At 35.1% G+C, this 19328-nt stretch carries 16 protein-coding genes; 10 read left to right on the forward strand and 6 right to left on the reverse strand.

The features are described 5' to 3' along the window. The first annotated feature begins 76 nt into the window (after positions 1 to 76). From EZJ43_RS11720 to EZJ43_RS11750, 7 genes are all read left to right on the forward strand, one after another. Positions 77 to 5665 carry an alpha-2-macroglobulin family protein gene (locus EZJ43_RS11720; RefSeq protein WP_133262907.1) on the forward strand — a complete coding sequence of 1863 codons (5589 nt, stop codon included), beginning with the start codon at positions 77 to 79 and terminating at the stop codon, positions 5663 to 5665. 40 nt (positions 5666 to 5705) lie between these two features. After that, on the forward strand, positions 5706 to 5921 hold the full coding sequence (locus EZJ43_RS11725) for a DUF2683 family protein (protein WP_133262908.1): 216 nt from the start codon (positions 5706 to 5708) through the stop codon (positions 5919 to 5921). Further along, on the forward strand, positions 5912 to 6172 hold the full coding sequence (locus EZJ43_RS11730; protein ID WP_133262909.1) for a Txe/YoeB family addiction module toxin: 261 nt from the start codon (positions 5912 to 5914) through the stop codon (positions 6170 to 6172). Before EZJ43_RS11725 ends, EZJ43_RS11730 begins: the two co-directional genes overlap by 10 nt. A 154-nt stretch (positions 6173 to 6326) precedes the next feature. Next, positions 6327 to 7226, forward strand: coding sequence for a DUF72 domain-containing protein (locus tag EZJ43_RS11735; protein ID WP_133262910.1), 900 nt, complete (start codon positions 6327 to 6329; stop codon positions 7224 to 7226). Between the two features lie 449 nt (positions 7227 to 7675). Next, the gene (locus EZJ43_RS11740; protein WP_133262911.1) at positions 7676 to 8389 is read left to right on the forward strand and encodes a 3'-5' exonuclease; all 714 of its coding nucleotides are present in this window, start codon (positions 7676 to 7678) and stop codon (positions 8387 to 8389) included. A 176-nt stretch (positions 8390 to 8565) separates the two neighbouring features. Further along, entirely contained in the window at positions 8566 to 10695 is a 2130-nt protein-coding gene (gene rnr, locus EZJ43_RS11745) for a ribonuclease R (RefSeq protein ID WP_133262912.1), read from the forward strand. Positions 10696 to 10820: 125 nt separating this feature from the next. Then, positions 10821 to 11795 (forward strand): polyprenyl synthetase family protein, encoded by a 975-nt coding sequence (locus tag EZJ43_RS11750; RefSeq protein ID WP_133262913.1) that lies wholly within the window; start codon positions 10821 to 10823, stop codon positions 11793 to 11795. 96 nt (positions 11796 to 11891) lie between these two features. Here the strand turns inward: EZJ43_RS11750 and rpmA are convergent, their stop codons facing one another. From rpmA to EZJ43_RS11770, 4 genes are all read right to left on the reverse strand, one after another. Then, positions 11892 to 12320, reverse strand: a complete 429-nt coding sequence (gene rpmA, locus EZJ43_RS11755) for a 50S ribosomal protein L27 (RefSeq protein ID WP_133262914.1) — start codon at positions 12318 to 12320, stop codon at positions 11892 to 11894. 51 nt (positions 12321 to 12371) lie between these two features. Next, positions 12372 to 12683, reverse strand: coding sequence for a 50S ribosomal protein L21 (gene rplU, locus EZJ43_RS11760; protein ID WP_133262915.1), 312 nt, complete (start codon positions 12681 to 12683; stop codon positions 12372 to 12374). 143 nt (positions 12684 to 12826) lie between these two features. Next, positions 12827 to 13324, reverse strand: coding sequence for a hypothetical protein (locus EZJ43_RS11765; RefSeq protein ID WP_133262916.1), 498 nt, complete (start codon positions 13322 to 13324; stop codon positions 12827 to 12829). A gap of 168 nt (positions 13325 to 13492) precedes the next feature. Then, positions 13493 to 14914 carry a dicarboxylate/amino acid:cation symporter gene (locus tag EZJ43_RS11770; RefSeq protein WP_133262917.1) on the reverse strand — a complete coding sequence of 474 codons (1422 nt, stop codon included), beginning with the start codon at positions 14912 to 14914 and terminating at the stop codon, positions 13493 to 13495. A gap of 321 nt (positions 14915 to 15235) precedes the next feature. On the opposite strand from EZJ43_RS11770, the gene EZJ43_RS11775 reads away from it, so the two are divergent. The 3 genes from EZJ43_RS11775 to EZJ43_RS11785 are packed head-to-tail and all read left to right on the forward strand — an operon-like array spanning position 15236 to position 16906. Next, positions 15236 to 15733: an RNA polymerase sigma factor gene (locus EZJ43_RS11775; RefSeq protein ID WP_133262918.1), complete on the forward strand. Its 498-nt coding sequence runs from the start codon at positions 15236 to 15238 to the stop codon at positions 15731 to 15733. Beyond that, on the forward strand, positions 15720 to 16319 hold the full coding sequence (locus EZJ43_RS11780) for a hypothetical protein (protein WP_133262919.1): 600 nt from the start codon (positions 15720 to 15722) through the stop codon (positions 16317 to 16319). The genes EZJ43_RS11775 and EZJ43_RS11780 overlap by 14 nt, the downstream gene beginning before the upstream one ends. Before the next feature lie 38 nt (positions 16320 to 16357). Next, positions 16358 to 16906: a DUF922 domain-containing protein gene (locus EZJ43_RS11785; RefSeq protein ID WP_165953155.1), complete on the forward strand. Its 549-nt coding sequence runs from the start codon at positions 16358 to 16360 to the stop codon at positions 16904 to 16906. Here the strand turns inward: EZJ43_RS11785 and EZJ43_RS11790 are convergent. Both EZJ43_RS11790 and EZJ43_RS11795 read right to left on the reverse strand, forming a co-directional pair. Next, positions 16898 to 17278: a diacylglycerol kinase family protein gene (locus EZJ43_RS11790; RefSeq protein ID WP_133262921.1), complete on the reverse strand. Its 381-nt coding sequence runs from the start codon at positions 17276 to 17278 to the stop codon at positions 16898 to 16900. The genes EZJ43_RS11785 and EZJ43_RS11790 overlap by 9 nt on opposite strands. 53 nt (positions 17279 to 17331) lie before the next feature. Further along, positions 17332 to 19245 carry a beta-N-acetylhexosaminidase gene (locus EZJ43_RS11795; protein ID WP_133262922.1) on the reverse strand — a complete coding sequence of 638 codons (1914 nt, stop codon included), beginning with the start codon at positions 19243 to 19245 and terminating at the stop codon, positions 17332 to 17334. Positions 19246 to 19328: the final 83 nt, after the last annotated feature.

A 19328-nucleotide genomic window follows, 5' to 3' on the forward strand; every position in this document is an offset into this window, starting at 1 on the left:
TGAAACTAAACTAAGTTTATTTCGCTAACAGTATTTTTTTACCTAATTTTCCTAAAGTTTTATTAAAACCAAATCTATGAATACCCCCTCAAAATATTCATCATCGTGGAAAAAGAAAGCAATCTTTATTGGTGTGTTATTAATTTCTATAGCTGCGTTTGCAATTATCTACATCAAAAAACACAATGGTAAAACACTTGAACAGAATCAAGCTTATGCAAAGTATATAGAAGCTTACACTTCGGGTACTATATCCAAAAAGAGTTTTATTCGGGTGCATTTGGCCAACGCTGCTGAGGGCATGCAAGATTTAGGTAAACCTGATACTAGAGATTTATTTGATTTTTCGCCATCTATTAAAGGTAAAACTTTTTGGATCGACCCTCAAACGATAGAATTTAGACCCGATAAACCACTAAAACCGGGAAAAACTTACGATGCGACTTTTAAATTGTCAAAAGTTTCTTCAACAGAAAAAGGATTAGAAGATTTTGACTTCGAGTTTAAAGTGATTAAACCTGGTTTAATGCTTAAGCAAAACGGATTGGTATCTCAAAACAATACTTCGTTAGATTATATGAAGTTAACTGGAGAAGTTGCCACAGCTGATACTGAAGAACCGCAAGCGATAGAAAAAAGCATTGAATTAGATTTCGACCAAAAATTACGTGTCAAGTGGCAACATAATCCTGCCAAAAACACTTCTAAATTTACCATAGATAGTATAAAGAAGACAAATGCAGATCAAACTTTAAAAATTGATTGGGATGGAGACGCCATTGATGCCGACCAAAAAGGAACTGAAGAAATACGCGTACCTGCTTTAAATAAATTTGAAATTTTAGACATGAAGCCTATTCAAGGCGAAGAAGATTATGCCTTGGTACAGTTTTCGGAACCTATTGGAGTGGGGCAGGATTTAACAGGTTTAATTAGTTTAGGTGGCCTTAGCGATTTACGATACACCATAGATGCAAGTCAGGTTAAAGTTTATGCGCCAGAAGAATTGAAGGGAGATTACACGATAACCGTAAATTCTGGTGTTGAAAATATCAATCAAAAGGCTTTAAAAGATGGGAAAACGGCTAATCTGCATTTCGAAGATAAAATGCCATCGGTAACAATTGCAGGTAACGGCACAATTTTACCAAATACGGGCAAACTTGTTTTGCCTTTCGAGGCCATTAATTTAAAGGCTGTTGATATTACTGTGATTAAAATTTATGAAAATAATATTCCACAATTTTTTCAGACCAACAGTTATAAAGATGGTAATGAACTGCGTCGTGTTGCAAAGCCAATTTTACAAAAAACCATCCGTTTAGATGAAGATAAAGCATTAAACTTGCATAAAAAGAATCGTTTTACGCTCGATTTAGATAAAATGATACGCACAGAACCTGGCGCGATGTATAGAATTACCATCGCTTTTAGGCAAGAATATAACGTGTTCGATTGTAAGGCAAATGCAGAAACTGCAAGTGATAAAAGCAACTATAGCGATGATGAAGATGGGTATGGCGAAAAAATTGACGAAGATGATGAATTTTGGCAGCGATACAATAATTACTATCCACAAAATTACCGTTGGGATGATAAAGACAATCCATGTACGCCTTCTTTTTACACGAATGAGCGTTTTGTAAGTAGAAACTTAATTGCATCGAATATTGGTTTAGTTGCCAAACGAGGTAACGATAACAGCATGCTTGTTGTTGCAACCGATTTATTGACCGCAAAACCTTTAAGTGGCGTTAATTTAGAGTTGATGGATTATCAAAAACAAATCATCTATTCAGGTAAAACTGATGGTGATGGTTTAGCATCTTTTGATTTAAAAAGACAACCCTTTTTATTAATTGCGAAAAATGGATCGGAAAGAGGTTATTTGAAATTAGATGATGGCAGTTCGTTGCCGTTAAGTCGTTTTGATGTGGGCGGAGATGTTGTTCAGCACGGTGTTAAAGGTTTTATTTATGGCGAACGTGGCGTTTGGAGACCGGGAGATAGCTTATTTGTTTCGTTTATTTTGGAAGACAAATTGAAGAAACTGCCAGCAAATTATCCGGTTACGATGGAGTTTTACAATCCAAAAGGCCAACTTTACAAACGTTTGATTAATGCAAAACCTTTAAATAATTTTTACACCTTTAAAACAGCTACAGAAAATACCGCGCCAACGGGTAATTGGCTAGCAAAAGTTAAGGCTGGTGGCGCAACATTTACCAAAACTTTTAAGGTAGAAACCATTATGCCAAATCGTTTAAAAATCGATTTTAATATTGGCAATAAAACGTATTTAACATCAGGAACATCGGCCTCTACCCTATCGGCTAAATGGCTTTTTGGTGCGGTAGCGCAGAATTTAAAAGCAAAAGTAGATGTAAATTTAAACACCACCGAAACTAAATTTAAAGGTTTCGAAGGTTTCAGTTTTGATAATCCGACGGTTACTTTTCAATCTCAAATTAAAACGATTTTCGAAGGAAATTTGAATCAAAATGGTACGGCTCAAATCAATACCAATTTAAACGAAAGCAATACTGCCCCAGGCGTACTTAGAGCGAATTTCACAACAAAAGTTTTCGAACCAGGCGGTAATTTCAGTATTGATAATTTTAGTATTCCTTACCATGTTTACAAAAGTTATTTAGGCGTTCGGCCAGATAAGGGAGACAAAATGAGTGGCATGTTGGTTACCGGTAAAGACCACAAAGTGGAAATTGTTGACGTAAATACCGATGGAAAATTGTTGAGCGGAAGTAAAACGGTACAAGTAGAACTTTATAAAACGCAATGGAGATGGTGGTGGGAACAAGACAATCAGGATACTTACGCAAATTTCACGCAAAATAAATACAATAAGCTCGTTCAAACTGCACAGGTTAACCTTAACAATGGCAAAGGAAGTTGGAATTTAAGAGTTGAAGAACCAGAATGGGGACGTTATTTAATTTTAGTTAGAGATTTAAATGGCGGTCACGTAACCGGAAAATCCGTTTATGTAGATTGGCCAGGTTGGGCACAGCGCGAACAAGGCAGTAACCCAACAGAGGCTTCAATGCTTTCATTTACAGCCAATAAAGAGAAATATAATGTTGGTGATGATATTACCTTAACCATCCCTACGGGAAAAGATGGAAGAGCCTTAATTTCAATCGAAAATGGAAGCAGAGTTTTAAAAACTTTTTGGATAGATACTAAATCGGGCCAAACGCAATTTACGTTTAAAGCCGAAAAGAATATGACGCCGAATGTTTTTGCAAACATTACCTTATTGCAACCGCATGCGCAAACTGTTAACGATTTGCCAATTAGAATGTATGGGGCAGTACCAATTTCTATTGAAGACCCAGAAACCATTTTAAAACCTATTATTAAAATGGCGAGTAAAATTAAACCCGAAACTGAAAATACCATTACCGTAAGCGAACAAAACGGTAAAGCCATGACTTATACCATCGCTTTAGTGGATGAAGGTTTACTGGATTTAACACGTTTTAAAACGCCAAATCCGCATGCAGCATTTTATGCTAGAGAAGGTTTGGGTGTTAAAACTTGGGATTTATACGATTATGTTTTAGGCGCTTGGGGCGGAAATTTAGACCGAATTTTAAGTATTGGTGGAGATGGAAGCGTTAATAAGAACCTAAACCCCGCAAAGGCAAACCGTTTTAAAGCGGTGGTGCAATATATGGGTCCATTTTCTATAGGCAAAGGCGAAAGTAAAACGCATAAGTTTAAATTGCCACAATATATTGGCGCCGTGCGGGCGATGGTTATTGCCGGACAGGATGGTGCTTACGGAATGGCTGAGAAATCGGTGGAGGTTAAAAAACCTTTAATGGTTTTGGCAACTTTACCAAGAGTTATTGGTCCAGGCGAAACTTTTACCCTACCGGTTACGGTTTTCGCGACAGAAAGCAACTTGAAAAATGTTTCTGTGCAGGTAAATGCAACAAACTTAATTGTTTTAAATAGTAATAAGCAACAGCTTTACTATAAACAAACTGGCGAACAAATGGCTTATTTTGAAGTTAAAGCGCCTAACAATGTAGGCATTGCAAAAGTTAAAGTAATTGCCCAGAGTGGTGGCGAAAAAACCGAATACGATGTAGAAATGGACATTAGAAATCCAAATCCTTACATTACCAACGTAATTTCGACTACGATAGAACCTCAACAAAAATGGAGTATGAATTATCAGCCCATTGGTATGAGTGGCACAAATTCGGGCGTGTTGGAAATTTCATCTATTCCTGCAATTAATTTGTCCAAAAGATTAAATTATTTAATCCAATATCCTCACGGATGTGTGGAACAGATTACTTCTGGTGTTTTCCCTCAATTGTTTTTAGATCGATTAACACCATTAAATGATCAGCAAAAAGCATCGACAGAAAGAAATATTAAAGCCGGCATTACCCGTTTAAAAGGTTTCCAAACTACCGATGGTGGCTTATCTTATTGGCCCGGAGAAGGAAGTTCTGATGAGTGGGGAAGTAATTATGGTGGCCACTTTTTAGTGGAAGCACAAAATGCTGGCTATACTTTACCAGTTGGTTTGATGGACGAATTGTTGCGTTTTGAGAAAGTAAAAGCTACAAATTGGGCACCAAATAGCAATAATTTTTACGGTGGAGATTTAAGTCAGGCGTATAGGTTATATGTTTTAGCCTTAGCTAAGAAACCAGAAATGGCTGCTATGAACAGGTTAAAAGCTTTTGAATATTTATCTGTTGCTGCCAAATGGCGATTAGCTGCTGCTTATAAATTAGCGGGTCAAAATTCTATTGCGCAAAATATGATTGCTAATTTAGAGTTGAGTGTCAAACCCTATAACCAACTTGGTGGCACTTACGGTTCGGATATTAGAGATGAAGCCATGATTTTGGAAACCCTAACATTACTAGGACAAAAAGCTAAAGCAGCAAGTTTATTGCAACCTTTAGCAAGTAAATTAGGTGAAGATACTTGGTACAGCACGCAAACTACTGCCTACAGTTTATTGGCTGTTGCGAAATTTTGTGGCACCAACCAGTCTGCTAATAAATTGCAGTTTCAGTATAGTTTAGATGGCAAATCGAGCACTATAAATTCTAGCCAATACATTAACAGTTTAACTACTAATTTTAAAGGAAATGTGGCTACCGTAATAAATAATGGCAATAATGTATTATTTGCACGCTTGGTTTTGCAAGGTCAGCCTTTGGCGGGGCAAAATAATTTCTTACCAAACAAGCCCGATGTTTTAGGAATGAGTGTTATTTACAAACGTTTAAATGGTACCACAATTGATCCTACAACGTTAAAGCAAGGCACTGATTTTTATGCAGAAGTGACAATTAACAATCCGGGCAGAATGGGATATTATGAACAAATGGCCTTAACACAGATTTTCCCTTCGGGTTGGGAAATTATAAACACGCGCTTAAATGATAACCAAAGTATTTTGGCATCCTCCCCTTTTACTTATCAGGATATTAGAGATGATCGTGTATTTACGTATTTTAATTTGCGCGAAAATGAACGCGTAGTTTATAAAGTATTATTAAATGCATCTTACATCGGTAGGTATTATTTGTCTGCTGTGCAGTGCGAAGCGATGTACAACAATAATATTTCTGCAACCGAAGGCGGAAAATGGGTACAGGTTGTCAAATAAAAAATTAAGTAAATTTTTAAAAACTTCTTATCTTTGAACTATGGAAGCGTTTACATTACACACAGAAAATAAAGAGCAAACAGTTGCTCTGAAAGCGTTTGCAAAGCTTTTTAAACTTCGCATTTCGAAAAAAGAATTGGATGAGACGGATTATTTGAATAGCACGGAAGCTAATAGAAAGGCTCTTGATGACAGTAGCAAGCAAGCTGAAAATGGGCAGTATAAAAAAATTGATATTGCTGACCTTTGGAAGTAGTATATACTGATAGGGCTGAACAAGAATTGAAAGAATGGGTTAACTCCGGCAATAAACAGATTAGGAAAAAAATTATAGCATTAATTCAGTCTATTCTTGAAACTCCTTTTACTGGCATAGGCAAACCCGAACAGCTAAAGCATAATAGAGCAGGTTATTGGTCAAGGCGTATAACGGATGAGCATCGCCTTGTTTACAAAGTGGAACACAACAAAATAATTATCATTCAGTTAAAATTTCATTATAATTAAATCTAGTTTCATAAAACGACCTATTGTTATTTATCTTTCTCTAATGAAAAACAATACCGCAATAACTTTTATAATAAAAAACTTTCTATTATAAACAGTAGCGTTCTGTTTTAATGTCTCAAAACATTAATACGATTAATATAACAAATAAACTATGCAATTCGGTAAAGTAGAAGATCCATCTAAAATAGATTACACACTTCCGGCAGATGCTCCGGAAACATCAGAAATTTTAAAAGCCAACAAAGCTAAACAGGATTTTAAAGCTTACGTTGGCTGTGCAAAATGGAACAAAGCCGATTTAAAAGGCTTTTATCCGAAAGGGACAAAAGATGAACTTACCTATTATGCCGCGCAATTTAATTCTATAGAGCTAAATGCAACTTTTTATGGCATGCCAACGAGCGAGCAAGTGATCACCTGGCGTGAAAAAACACCAGAAGATTTCAAATTTTTTCCAAAATTAACCAACACCGTTAGTCATTTTAAAAGGTTGATTAACGTTAAAGAACCTGTAGAAAAATATTGTGATGCCATCAGTAATTTTGAAGATAAACTTGGAATGGCCTTTCTCCAGTTACACGATAATTTTAAGCCAAAAGATTTCGATCGGTTAAAAGTGGTTGCAAATGAATTTCCAAAAGTAATCCCATTGGGCGTTGAAGTTAGAAACGAAGAGTGGTTTTCCAATCCAACTATTCAGGCAGAATTTTGTCAGCTCTTTAAAGAAAATGGAATTACCAATATCCTTGTAGATACATCAGGCAGACGAGATATGTTGCACATGCATTTAACCACGCCTACTGCTTTTATACGTTTTGTTGGTGCCAATGATGATTTGATCGACAAAAAACGTTTAGATGATTGGATTGAACGAATAGTTAAGTGGAAAAAGGAAGGTTTAGAAAATCTCTTCTTTTTTGTGCATCAAAACATTGAGCTTTCTTCGCCATTATTTTCAGCATATTTTATTGAAAAATTAAATGAAGCCATAGGCACCGATTTAACAATTCCGGTTATGGCGAATGGAAATTCACCGCAAAGTTTATTTTAATGTTTTATCGTCATGCTCAGCTTTCCTGGGCACTTTAATGGTTTTAGTAACGACTAATTTCGTATCTTTTCTTTCGCATTACGTAAAACATACCAGTTCCTAACGGCAAGTAAATTTGAAAGTAGAACCTTAAATTAAGCGAATCTTGCCGATAACGGCAAGATTTTATCCTCATAGAACCGCTCTTCACGATTGATCAACAATAGAAATGAAATATTTCTCTCCTGCAAAAACGGATATTTACAAATTTTCATAAGCAATCAGCATGGATTCCAAGTTCCACCAATCAAAAGATCAGTCCCTCAAACACGCGTGCTCTTTCCAATTCCCGAGTACTTTAATATCTAAATATTTTTTCCTCCTAAAGCATGATGATTTATAAAATGTAAGTTGTAAATTGGTTATATGAATTGAAAGTCAGTTTGTTTATCTATTACAAATTTTAGAAAATGCTAAAATCTATCGATCTCAGTCAGGTAATGGTTATTGATATAGAAACTGTGCCACAATATCCTTCTTACCATGATGTTCCTGCTAACCTCCAAGACTTATGGGAGCAAAAAACACATTATCAACGAAGTGCAGACCAATCCGCCGAAGAATTTTACGAAAAAGCTGGCATTATGGCTGAGTTCGGTAAGATCATTTGCATCAGTATGGGGATTTTCAGTTATCAAAATAAAAAATATTCATTAAGGTTAAAATCTATTTCTGGTGATGATGAAAAAGATCTCTTGCAGAAATTTTATAAATTATTAGATAAACAAGCGCCTTCATTAGTGTTTTGTGCGCACAATGGTAAAGAGTTCGATTATCCGTATTTATGCAGACGATTTTTGGTAAATGGAATTTCGATACCAACACAGTTAGAAATTAGTGGAAAAAAACCTTGGGAAGTACGCCATTTAGATACGATGGAGCTTTGGAAATTTGGCGATTATAAGCACTACACGTCATTAAATTTGTTGGCAACAATATTAAACATTCCAACCCCTAAAGATGATATTGATGGAAGCCAAGTGAGGCAAGTATATTACGAGGAGCAAAACTTAGAAAGAATTATTACGTATTGCCAAAAAGATGTAATTACAACGGCACAAGTATTGCTAAAATTTAAAGGATTGGAAATCATCCCGACAGAAAACATTACAATTGTAGCGTAAAATTTAACAATCTACTTTTTTAAACTAATTTCTCAAAAATGACGTAACCAATTAAAAGCAAAGAGTTTAACCACAGATTACGGCATTAAAATTGGTGGCAAAACTCAAGTAATCTCCCGCTACATTTCCCTATCTTTCTATCTTTTCTGTATCTTCGGATAAATTCAATATAACACATGGCAAAAAAAAAATCAGCAAATATAAAATTGGTTCTAAATCAATTGGTTAGTGATGTTTTTGAAAAAAATGATAATCAGCTTCTTAATTATAAACAAGTTTCTGCCAAGTTAAACCTCGATGATTTAGAATCTAGAGAAACCATTCTTGAAATTTTAAAAGAAGGAAAAAACTCAGGTATTTACTTAGAACCAGAAAAAGGAAAATTTAAGCTTAAAGAACTTCAAAATTTTATAATTGGCAAAGTAGATATGACTGCTGATGGTTCGGCATATATTGTAACTGATGATGAATTTGAGAAAGACGTTTTTGTTTCACCTAGGAGACTAAGAAATGCTTTGCATGGCGATACGGTTAAAGCCTACGTTTTTGCCAAAAAAAGTGGTAGGAAGAACGATGGTGAAGTAATAGAAATTATTAAACGAGCTAAATCTGATTTCACGGGTATTATAAAAATTTCTGATCGCTTTGCGTTTGTAATTGCCGATGATAAAAAAATGATACATGATATTTTTGTGCCATTATCTGATATTCATGGCGCTAAAGATGGGCAAAGGGTTTTAGTAACCTTATCAGATTGGCCAGAAAGTGCAAAAAATCCCATCGGTATTGTTAAGCACGTTCTCGGAAATCAAGGCGAAAACAATACAGAGATGAATGCTATTTTGGCGCAGTATGGTTTTCCACTAGCGTTTCCATCTCAAGTTGAGAAAGAGGCAAACGCCATTCCAGAAGAAATTCATCCTTCAGAATTAGAGAAAAGAAGAGATTTTAGAAATATACTAACGTTTACAATCGATCCTGCGGATGCAAAAGATTTCGATGATGCCATTTCTTATCAGGTTCTTCCGAACGGAAACTATGAAATTGGTGTTCATATTGCTGATGTTTCTCATTATGTAATACAAGGAACGGAGCTGGATAAAGAGGCTTACAGTAGAGCAACTTCTGTTTATTTAGTAGATAGAGTAATCCCGATGTTGCCCGAGAGATTAAGTAATGGCGTTTGTTCTTTACGCCCAAATGAAGATAAACTATGTTTTGCCGCTGTTTTTGAATTGGATAAAGATGCAAATATAGAATCAGCATGGTATGGTAGAACCGTTATCCACTCTGACAGGAGATTTAGTTATGAAGAAGCGCAAGAGGTTATAGAAACCAAGCAGGGCGATTATGCTAAAGAAATTGAAAAACTGAATGAGCTTGCCTACATTTTACGCGATCGTAAATTTAAAGCTGGAGCCATTAGTTTTGAAAGTACTGAGGTTAAATTCCAACTTGATGAGGCTGGAAAGCCAATTGGCGTTTATGTTAAAGAACGTAAAGATGCGCATAAGCTTATTGAAGATTACATGCTTTTAGCCAATAGGAAAGTAGCCGAGTTTATTGCTAAAAAAGTAAAAGGTGAAAAGAAATTAACTTTTGTTTATCGTGTTCACGACTCGCCAAATATGGAGAGCTTAAACACTTTTGCGAATTTTGCTTCGAGGTTTGGTTATAAAATTAATACAAAATCTGATAAGGAGATTGCGAAATCACTAAACCATTTAATGGCAGATGTTGAAGGTAAAAAAGAGCAAAATATTTTAACATCGTTGGCAATACGATCTATGGCGAAAGCCATTTACTCGACCAAAAAAACAAGTCATTATGGTCTGGCTTTCGATTATTACACTCACTTTACCTCTCCTATTCGAAGATACCCAGATATAATGGCGCACCGACTTTTACAAACGTATTTAGATGGTGGTAAAAGTGCCGATGCAGAGTTTTACGAAGTAGCCTGCGTGCATTCGTCGGCAATGGAAAAAAGAGCTGCAGAAGCAGAAAGAGCATCTATAAAATATAAACAAGCCGAATATCTTGAAAATAATATTGGCACTGAATATAAAGGAATCATTTCTGGGGTTACCGAATGGGGCATGTACGTAGAGATTGAAGAAAACAAATGTGAAGGCATGATCCGTTTGAGAGATATTTCTGATGATTTCTATGTATTGGATGAAAAAAATTACTGTATCGTTGGTCAACGTAAAAAGAAAAAATATCAACTTGGAGATGAAGTAATGATTCGTGTAAAAAAAGTAGATCTTGCTAAAAGACAGATCGATTTTTCATTGATGGTTTAAAATTATTTGCCTAATTAAAAACATCGAATTAATAAAATTAGCCTACAACAATCAGTAAAAAACGATTTAAACCAGTTATTAAATCGGCCAATTAGTATAACTGACTGCCAAAAAATGAATAAAAAATGTTAACCATTACCCAGCACCAAAAAATTATTGAAGATGCGATTGCTAAAATAAGTTATCCGCCAAAGCCGAAAGATTTATACGAACCCATAAGCTATATTATGAGTTTAGGTGGCAAACGAATTAGGCCTGTATTGGTTTTAATGGCTGCAGAACTTTTTGGAAAAAATCCTTACGAAGCCATTGATGCTGCCATGGCAATAGAGGTTTTTCATAACTTTACATTGGTGCATGATGATATTATGGACAACGCTCCCTTACGCAGAGGACAGCAAACTGTACATGAAAAATGGAGTACCAACACTGCAATTTTAAGTGGCGATGTAATGATGGTGGAAGCGAATAAAAACCTAGCTAAAATTGATGCTAAATTTTTGAAAGATTCGCTTTTCACTTTTAATGCAACTGCCCAAGGTGTTTGCGAAGGCCAGCAATTGGATATGGATTTCGAATCTAGAGATGATGTAAGTATTGAAGAATACATCAATATGATTAGATTGAAAACTGCCGTTTTACTTGGTGGAGCATTAAAATTGGGTGCAATAATCGCTGATGCAAAGCCAGAGGATGCTGAATTAATATATCAATTTGGAGAAAATATTGGAATTGCCTTTCAACTTCACGATGATATTTTAGATGTCTATGCTGATCCAGAAAAGTTTGGCAAACAAGTTGGTGGAGATATTATTGCCAATAAAAAAACTTTTCTACTGCTCAAAGCTTTCGAATTGGCCGAAGGAAATGATAAGACAGCACTCAAACATTGGACACAGCTACAACAATTCGATAATAAGGAAAAAGTAGCTGTTGTAAAATCAATTTACGATAATTTAGGTATCCAAAACATTGCCAGAAAAAGCATGGAATACTATAAAAACAAGGCGTTAAATGTTTTCTCCAAAATAAATGTAGATGACGAAGCGAAGGCTAATTTATTAGTTTTAACACACCAGTTGATGGATAGAGAATATTAATTAAACTTTAAATTTAATATTCCCTTACTTTAAAAAATATGCATAAAAAAAAGTCCTTACTTTCATAAGGACTTTTTGCATATAAGTTTACACTAATTATTCTGCTGGCGCAGCTTCTTCAGTAGTTTCTTCTTTTTTAACTTGTTTTTTAACTGGTGCTTTCTTAGCTGGAGCTTCTTCAGCAACAACTTCTTTAGCAACAACTTCTTTAGCAACAACTGCTTTTTTAGCGACTGGTTTCTTAGCCAATGCTTCTTCAATTTCTACATCAGTAATTGGAAGAATAGAAACGTAAGATTTGTTATCCGCTTTCTTTCTGAAAACAACAGTTCCATCTACTAAAGCAAATAATGTATGGTCTTTTCCAATACCAACACCTTTATCTGGGTGATGTTTTGTACCGCGTTGACGTACTATAATGTTTCCTGCAATCGCTAATTGACCACCGAAAACTTTAATACCTAAACGTTTTGAATGCGATTCACGTCCGTTTCTCGAACTACCGGCTCCTTTTTTGTGTGCCATTTTTTTATATTTTGTAACTCGCTAAAAGCGAATTATTGGGTTAACAATTAATTATAGAGTGATATCAGAAATCTGAATCTTGGTAAAATACTGGCGGTGACCGTTTTTCTTTTTGTAACCTTTTCTACGTTTCTTGTGGAAAATAATTACTTTATCACCTTTTAAATGAGACACGATTTTAGCTGAAATTTTAGCACCTTTAACTGCAGGCGTACCTACAGTGATTGTACCACCATTATCAACCAACAATACATTGTCAAATTCAATACTAGCGCCTTCATCTCCTTGTAACCTGTGTACAAAAAGGTGCTGGTCTTTAGCAACCTTAAATTGCTGCCCTGCTATATTTACTATTGCGTACATTGTTTAAATATTAGTTTTATAATTTTATTTAACGAGGTGCAAATATAGAATAAATTAGATTAACACACAAACAGATATCAAAAATAATTTTTGCGCTTTTAATTCGCCTCAAAACGATCTGTTTTCGATCTATCAATTTACATTTAATACCCTGTTCGTTTCTCTACAAGATTTAAAGTTTCTTCGATTACTTTCCGCATCTGCACCGCTGCATCAAGCAACTTTGGGTTTCCATCGAAGTTTGAATAAAGCACTACATGTTTGGTCTTTTCCTTGTATCTAAAAACCATATCGTAACGCGTATTGGCGTGTTTGTTAGATTTGTAGCCTATCGTATCCGGAAAATTCCAAAGTCCAATTTCATTAGCTTTAGTGTGCATGTACAAAATATCGTCACTTTTTAAAAACATTTTTCGTTTAATTAACGAATCCTGACTGTTTAAATATTCATAAACGCCCGTAACCGAACTGTATCTATTCTCTAATGTGTCTTTTCTTCCCCAGCTATATTCCATCGATACAAAATCTTTAGCCCTAAATGGTGCATTTTGCAAAATCGGCTTGTAATAAATATAACAATATAGCAACATAGGTAAAATTACACTACAAGCTAAAAATATTTTTTTTCCTCTGTTAGACACTTTTATTAATTTTGAATAAATGTATTATTAAAATGCAAGACGCTTAAAATCCGCACAAATTTTAAAATTTTAATTCTAATTGATAACATACTAAAATCATAATATCAAATAGTGTTAAACTCCAAATTTATGCAAATGTAGTTTTTCTTTACTTTCATTTCCAAATATTTAATCCTCAACAAAATTGTGCGCAGCATTTTCATCAAACTCGCCCTCCCATTTAGAAATTACAACGGTAGCTAAACAATTACCAATTACGTTTACCGATGTTCTCGCCATGTCCATCAGTTCATCAATACCCAAAATTGCTGCAATAATAAATACCGGTAAACCAAACTGTTCTGCTGTTGCAATAAGTACAATTAACGATGCCCTTGGTACAGCGGCAACACCTTTACTAGTGATCATAAGTGTAAAAGCAATTGCCAATTGATGACCAAAGCTTAAGTGCATCCCAGCTGCTTGCGCAACAAAAATAGCCGCTAATGATAAATACAGCGATGTACCATCTAAGTTAAAACTATAGCCCGTAGGAATTACGAACGAAACAATTTTACGTGGCACGCCAAACCTTTCCATATTGCTCATTGCTGCAGGTAATGCCGCATCAGAACTCGTGGTAGCAAACGCAATTGAAACAGGTTCTTTCACAGCTTGTATAAATTTTTTAATCGGTATTTTTAAGAACAACATAATTGGAAGAAACACCAACAATAAAAACAGTATTAAAGCGATATAGAGCGAACCAAGCAACATAAATAAATTCTTGAGAATATCCACACCCAAATGCCCCACCGTATAAGCCATCGCTGCACCCACTCCAATTGGCGCAAAATACATAATGATGTTCGTGAATTTAAACATCGTTTCTGATAAACTTTCGGCTAAATCAACCAAAGGCTTCCTCTTTTTCTCTTCCACTAATGCCAATCCCACACCAAATAAAACGGAGAATACCACAATCTGCAAAACCTTATTCTCGTACATGGATTTCACCACGTTCTCTGGAAACAATTCGTATATAAAATGCGAAAATTTATAAACACCATGCACGTTTTCGGGTAGATTTTGTAAATCAGCATCCACAACTTGGGCAGTAGGCAGTTGCTGTTTAGGCATTTTTGAAATATCTACTCCAATACCGGCATGCGTAATATTAATAACGGCTAAGCCGATAAAGATGGCACATGAAGTTGCACAGAAGAAATAAAGCATTGATTTCCAAGCCATTCTGCCTACTTGTTTTAAATCTGAATGTCCTGCAATACCGTAAACCAACGTTCCGAAAAGAATTGGACCAACAATAGTTTTAACCAATTTAATAAAACCCTTGCTTAAAGGGTGCAACGCTGTGGCTACGTTAGGAAAATCTACACCTATAAATACGCCCAGCATCATGGCGACTAAAATCCATGTTGTTAAGTTTTTTTTAAGGAGTGCGTGTGTAATTAATATAACTGCAACAATCCAACGCATCGCCATCATTATATCTGGAGATAATTCAATATAGTTGAACTCTTTTAAAATAGTAAGAATGATTGCAATAGAAATGAGTATCAAAGAGATAAAGCCGATTTTATTTTTTTTCATTTAGGTTGTTTTGTAGAGGCGATTTACCTCAATAATGATATGAATACCTGATTAGTTAGTTTGTGTTGGGGTTTATTTGAGACTAAATTATTATTTCATGAATAAAAAAAGTTAGTCCATAGTGATCATTTTGGTACAGAAAGCAAATAAACAAAATGAATAATGCCCATTTTATTTTTAATACTTCCGAAAAAAAGCCACCACTTAATTAACAAAATTAAAAATTTGCACTCAGGAAGCAAGTATTTTTTATTTTTGTTCTAAGTTTGTCTGTAACAATTCTAAGTTTGTGCATTCTAACATACAGTTCATAACACCTAAATGGAGCATAAAGACAAATTATTTAAAGAGATATTTGATTCTAATTCTAAGAAAATCTTTCATTTATGTTTGGGATATGCTGGAGATGCAGATGCTGCCAATGATTTGCTACAAGAAACCTTTTTAAAGGTTTGGCAAAATTTAGATAAATTCAGAAATAAATCGCTCATCTCTACATGGATATACCGAATTGCCGTAAACACCTGCTTAACTTACTTACGCTCAGAAAAAAGGCAGGCAAAAGACGAACTCACAGATAACATTATTGAAAACAAAGTTGAGGAGTTCTCAGAAAAAAATGAACAGGTTGCATTGCTTTATAAATGTATTTCAAAATTAGAAGAAAACGACCGCTTAATTATAACAATGGTACTAGATGAACTGCCATATAATGAAATAGCAGATATTTCTGGCATTAGCGAAGGCAATCTGAGAGTAAAAATCCACCGTATTAAACAAAAATTAACCGAACTATACAACCAATATGCAAGCATTTGATCAAATACAAGAACTGTGGCAAAAGCATGAGGTAGAAGTTAAGGTTTCTGCCGACGAAATGTTGCAACAAGTAAAAAAAGAAGTTGGTGGAATTAAATTTAAGTCGGCCTTAAATATAATAGGCATGCTCGTTTCGTTAGTGGCTATTTTATCGGTTTGGGTATTTTTCCATTTTGAATCGTGGACCACACACGTCGGACTTGGAATAACAGCTATTGCAGTTTTAATCTATACCTTAATACTTTATCGAGATTACAAGCTTATTGCCAATAATGATATCACAGACCATCCTCAAAAGTTTTTAAACGGCTTAAAAACTTATCAACTAAACCGATATTCTTTGTACAACAAATTGTATTGGTTTTACACCATTGCGCTATCTTTAGGACTGATATTTTATTTTATAGAAGTACTCTCTTCGTTTACGATAATTCAAAAATCAATCGCCATTGGATTAACTTTTTTATGGATATTATTTTGCTCTACATTGGTTAGAAAAAAAGTAATGAAACGCGAAAAACAACGGATAGATTTACTGATAGAAAAGTTTGAACGCATTAATGGCCAGTTTTTTGCTAATGAGTAATTTAACCATTCCACATCTATTTTGGGGATCATTAAATGATGAAAAAACTGTTCGCGCTTATATCTTTTATTATAACATTGTCTTTCATAAGTTTTAAACAAGACAATTACACGCCTCCACAATTGGATTGGGCAACACATTATAAAGGCAAAGCCGATAAAAACTCGCCATTTTTTGCTTTAACAGCGATGACTTGGAAGTACAGCTACAATTCTACCGCTAGTAAAACGAAAGTTAAAATCGACTTGACCAATACGCTTTCGATTGATGTAAACCGATCATGGGTAAAATGGGATAAAATAACTGAACCGAAAATAAGAGAAAGCTTATTGCATCACGAACAGGGGCATGTAAATATCGAATATATTTTGCTTAAAGAAGCTGATCGGGTTTTAAAAAACAACGAATATTCTGTTAGAAATTACAAAACTGAAATTGCCAACCTCGCCAACCAGCTGAGCACATATTTCAATACCATGCAACTAAATTACGATGAGGAAACCGAACACGGTAGTAACCATAAAATGCAAGCACGTTGGGATGTAATTATTGCCGATAAAACGAGAGAAGTTATGGCCTTACAATAAAAGAGCGATTAACTTTGGCAAAAAGACTAATAAACCCACAATAAGCGCAACAATTGCAATTACCAATACTGCCCCTGCAGCAATATCTTTAACTATTTTTATTTTGGGATTAATTTCTTCAGTTACCAAATCTGCTAATTTTTCTATTGCCGTATTTAAAATTTCTGCAACAAAAACAGCACCTATAATTAAACAAACTATAACCCATTCTACATTCGAAATTTTAAGAAAAATCCCTAAAAAAATCGCCAGCAATGCTGCAACTAAATGGATACGACCATTATGTTCCGTTAAAAAGAATATTTTTAATCCGTTAATAGCGAACCTAAAACTTCTTATCCTATCCAAAATGGAGAACTTTTTTCTTCCCAAAATTTACAGCTTAATATTGATAAACAAATTAGCTTCGAAACCAAAACGGTTAATTATTTCGTTTTTTTAGGCGCATTTGGATCGATGTAACCGTTATTTAAAATCGTTTCCTTCATCACACTTCTTCTTCCGCTTGGCGCAATTACAATTGTTTTTAAAGTTCTTTTTTCGCCCTTTGGCACAACTATTTTAAATGCCGAAGTATATAAAGTAGCATTTTCCGAAGGACGAGATTCATCTAAAGAATAGTAAATTTCCCCCCCCTCAACCGGAACTTTGAATGCAAAAGTAAAACTTTCGCCTGTTAATGTCTCATCACTTTGCCCTATCGGCGTTGGTACCCAAAAATTTACCCCCTCTTTATCCATTCTAGCCAAATGCTTTGGTAATCTTTGTTCAGCAAAATTCTGTAGGTCTTTCCTCGCAACCGGACTCCAAGCAATTTCCGATAAAGCCAATAACCGTGGATAAGCTTGATATTCGGCCTTTGCCGGACTTGTGATATATTCTGTCCATAAGTTGGCTTGCACGCCTAAAATATATTTCTGTTGATCTGCTGTTAACACTTTAGGTACCGGATCGTACATATAACTTTTTGTATATGGTGCTAAACCTCCAATTAAAACCGGCTCATCGTTTGAGTTAGATTGGTTGTGGTCAATATACAAACCCATCGAACCAGGTGTCATAATTACATTGTGATTTTGCTGTGCTGCTGCGATGCCACCGCTTTCACCTCGCCAGCTCATTACAGTGGCATTTGGCGCCAAACCGCCCTCTAAAATTTCATCCCAACCAATAATCATTCTCCCTTTACTGTTCAGGTATTTTTCCATCCGTTGAATAAAATAGCTCTGTAATTCATGCTCATCTTTAAATCCTTTCTCTTTCATTAAAGCTTGGCAAAAACGAGATTCTTTCCAATATTTCTTTGGACTTTCATCGCCGCCAATGTGGATGTATTTCGATGGAAAAATAGCCATAACTTCATCTAAAACATTTTGCAAAAAAATAAAGGTATTTTCTGTAGGTGTGTAAACATCATCAAAAACACCCCAAGTTTGTTGTACTTGTTTGCCCTTTCTACTACCCCACCACGGCGTTTTTGGATCAATATAAGTGCTACTGTCAGGAAAACAACTTAATTCTGGATATGCAGCAATTGCAGCCGAACTGTGTCCGGGCATTTCAATTTCAGGAATAACGTTTATATATCTATCCGTAGCATATTTTACAATTTCTTTAGCTTCTTCTTGCGTGTAGAATCCCTTATACGCTGTAGATGTATTCCCAATTCCCGGGTGGTGACCTATTATTGTGCCATTACGTGCCGAACCTACAGAAGTAAGCTTCGGGTATTTCTTAATTTCTATTCTCCACCCCTGATCTTCGGTTAAATGCCAATGAAAATTGTTGATTTTATAGAAAGCCAATCGATCAATAAATTGCTTAATAAACGCAACTGGGAAAAAATGCCTCCCAACATCCAACATACTTCCACGATAACTAAAACGAGGATAATCATTTATAATTACCGTTGGAACAATAATTTTATCGTTCGTTTTGTCGGGCAACATTTGCATAACGGTTTGTACCGCATAAAATAAACCTGCACCTTTTCCTATTAAGGTAATTTGAGTTGGTGTTATGTTTATTGTATAACCTTCATTAGGTAATTTTTCGGCCCCTAATGAAGTAAGCACTATAGATTTTTGCTTTAACAAGGGATTTTTAACCTCACGAAGTGCGAAACCACCTTTCGTAACAATAAATGCATTTAACAAATCGGCCATTTTCGCACCCTCCGCTCCTTCTGAAACCATTACAACAGTTTTATCTAAAGTGAAGTTGCCATTCCCCTTTGTTATAGAAACGGGAACAGGAATAATGCCTAAATTAGGGTCATTTTGAGCAAAACTCTTACTGCAAAGCAAAATAATACTGGCCACCATTAAAATTTTCTTCATTTGTTTTCGAATATTTTGGTTTATTAACGAAATAAATTAGCCTAATATAGGAATAATCGGAGGAAAAGAAATCCAATTTTCGT

This window comes from Pedobacter changchengzhani (genome assembly GCF_004354365.1).
GTDB classification, from domain to species: Bacteria; Bacteroidota; Bacteroidia; order Sphingobacteriales; family Sphingobacteriaceae; genus Pedobacter; species Pedobacter changchengzhani.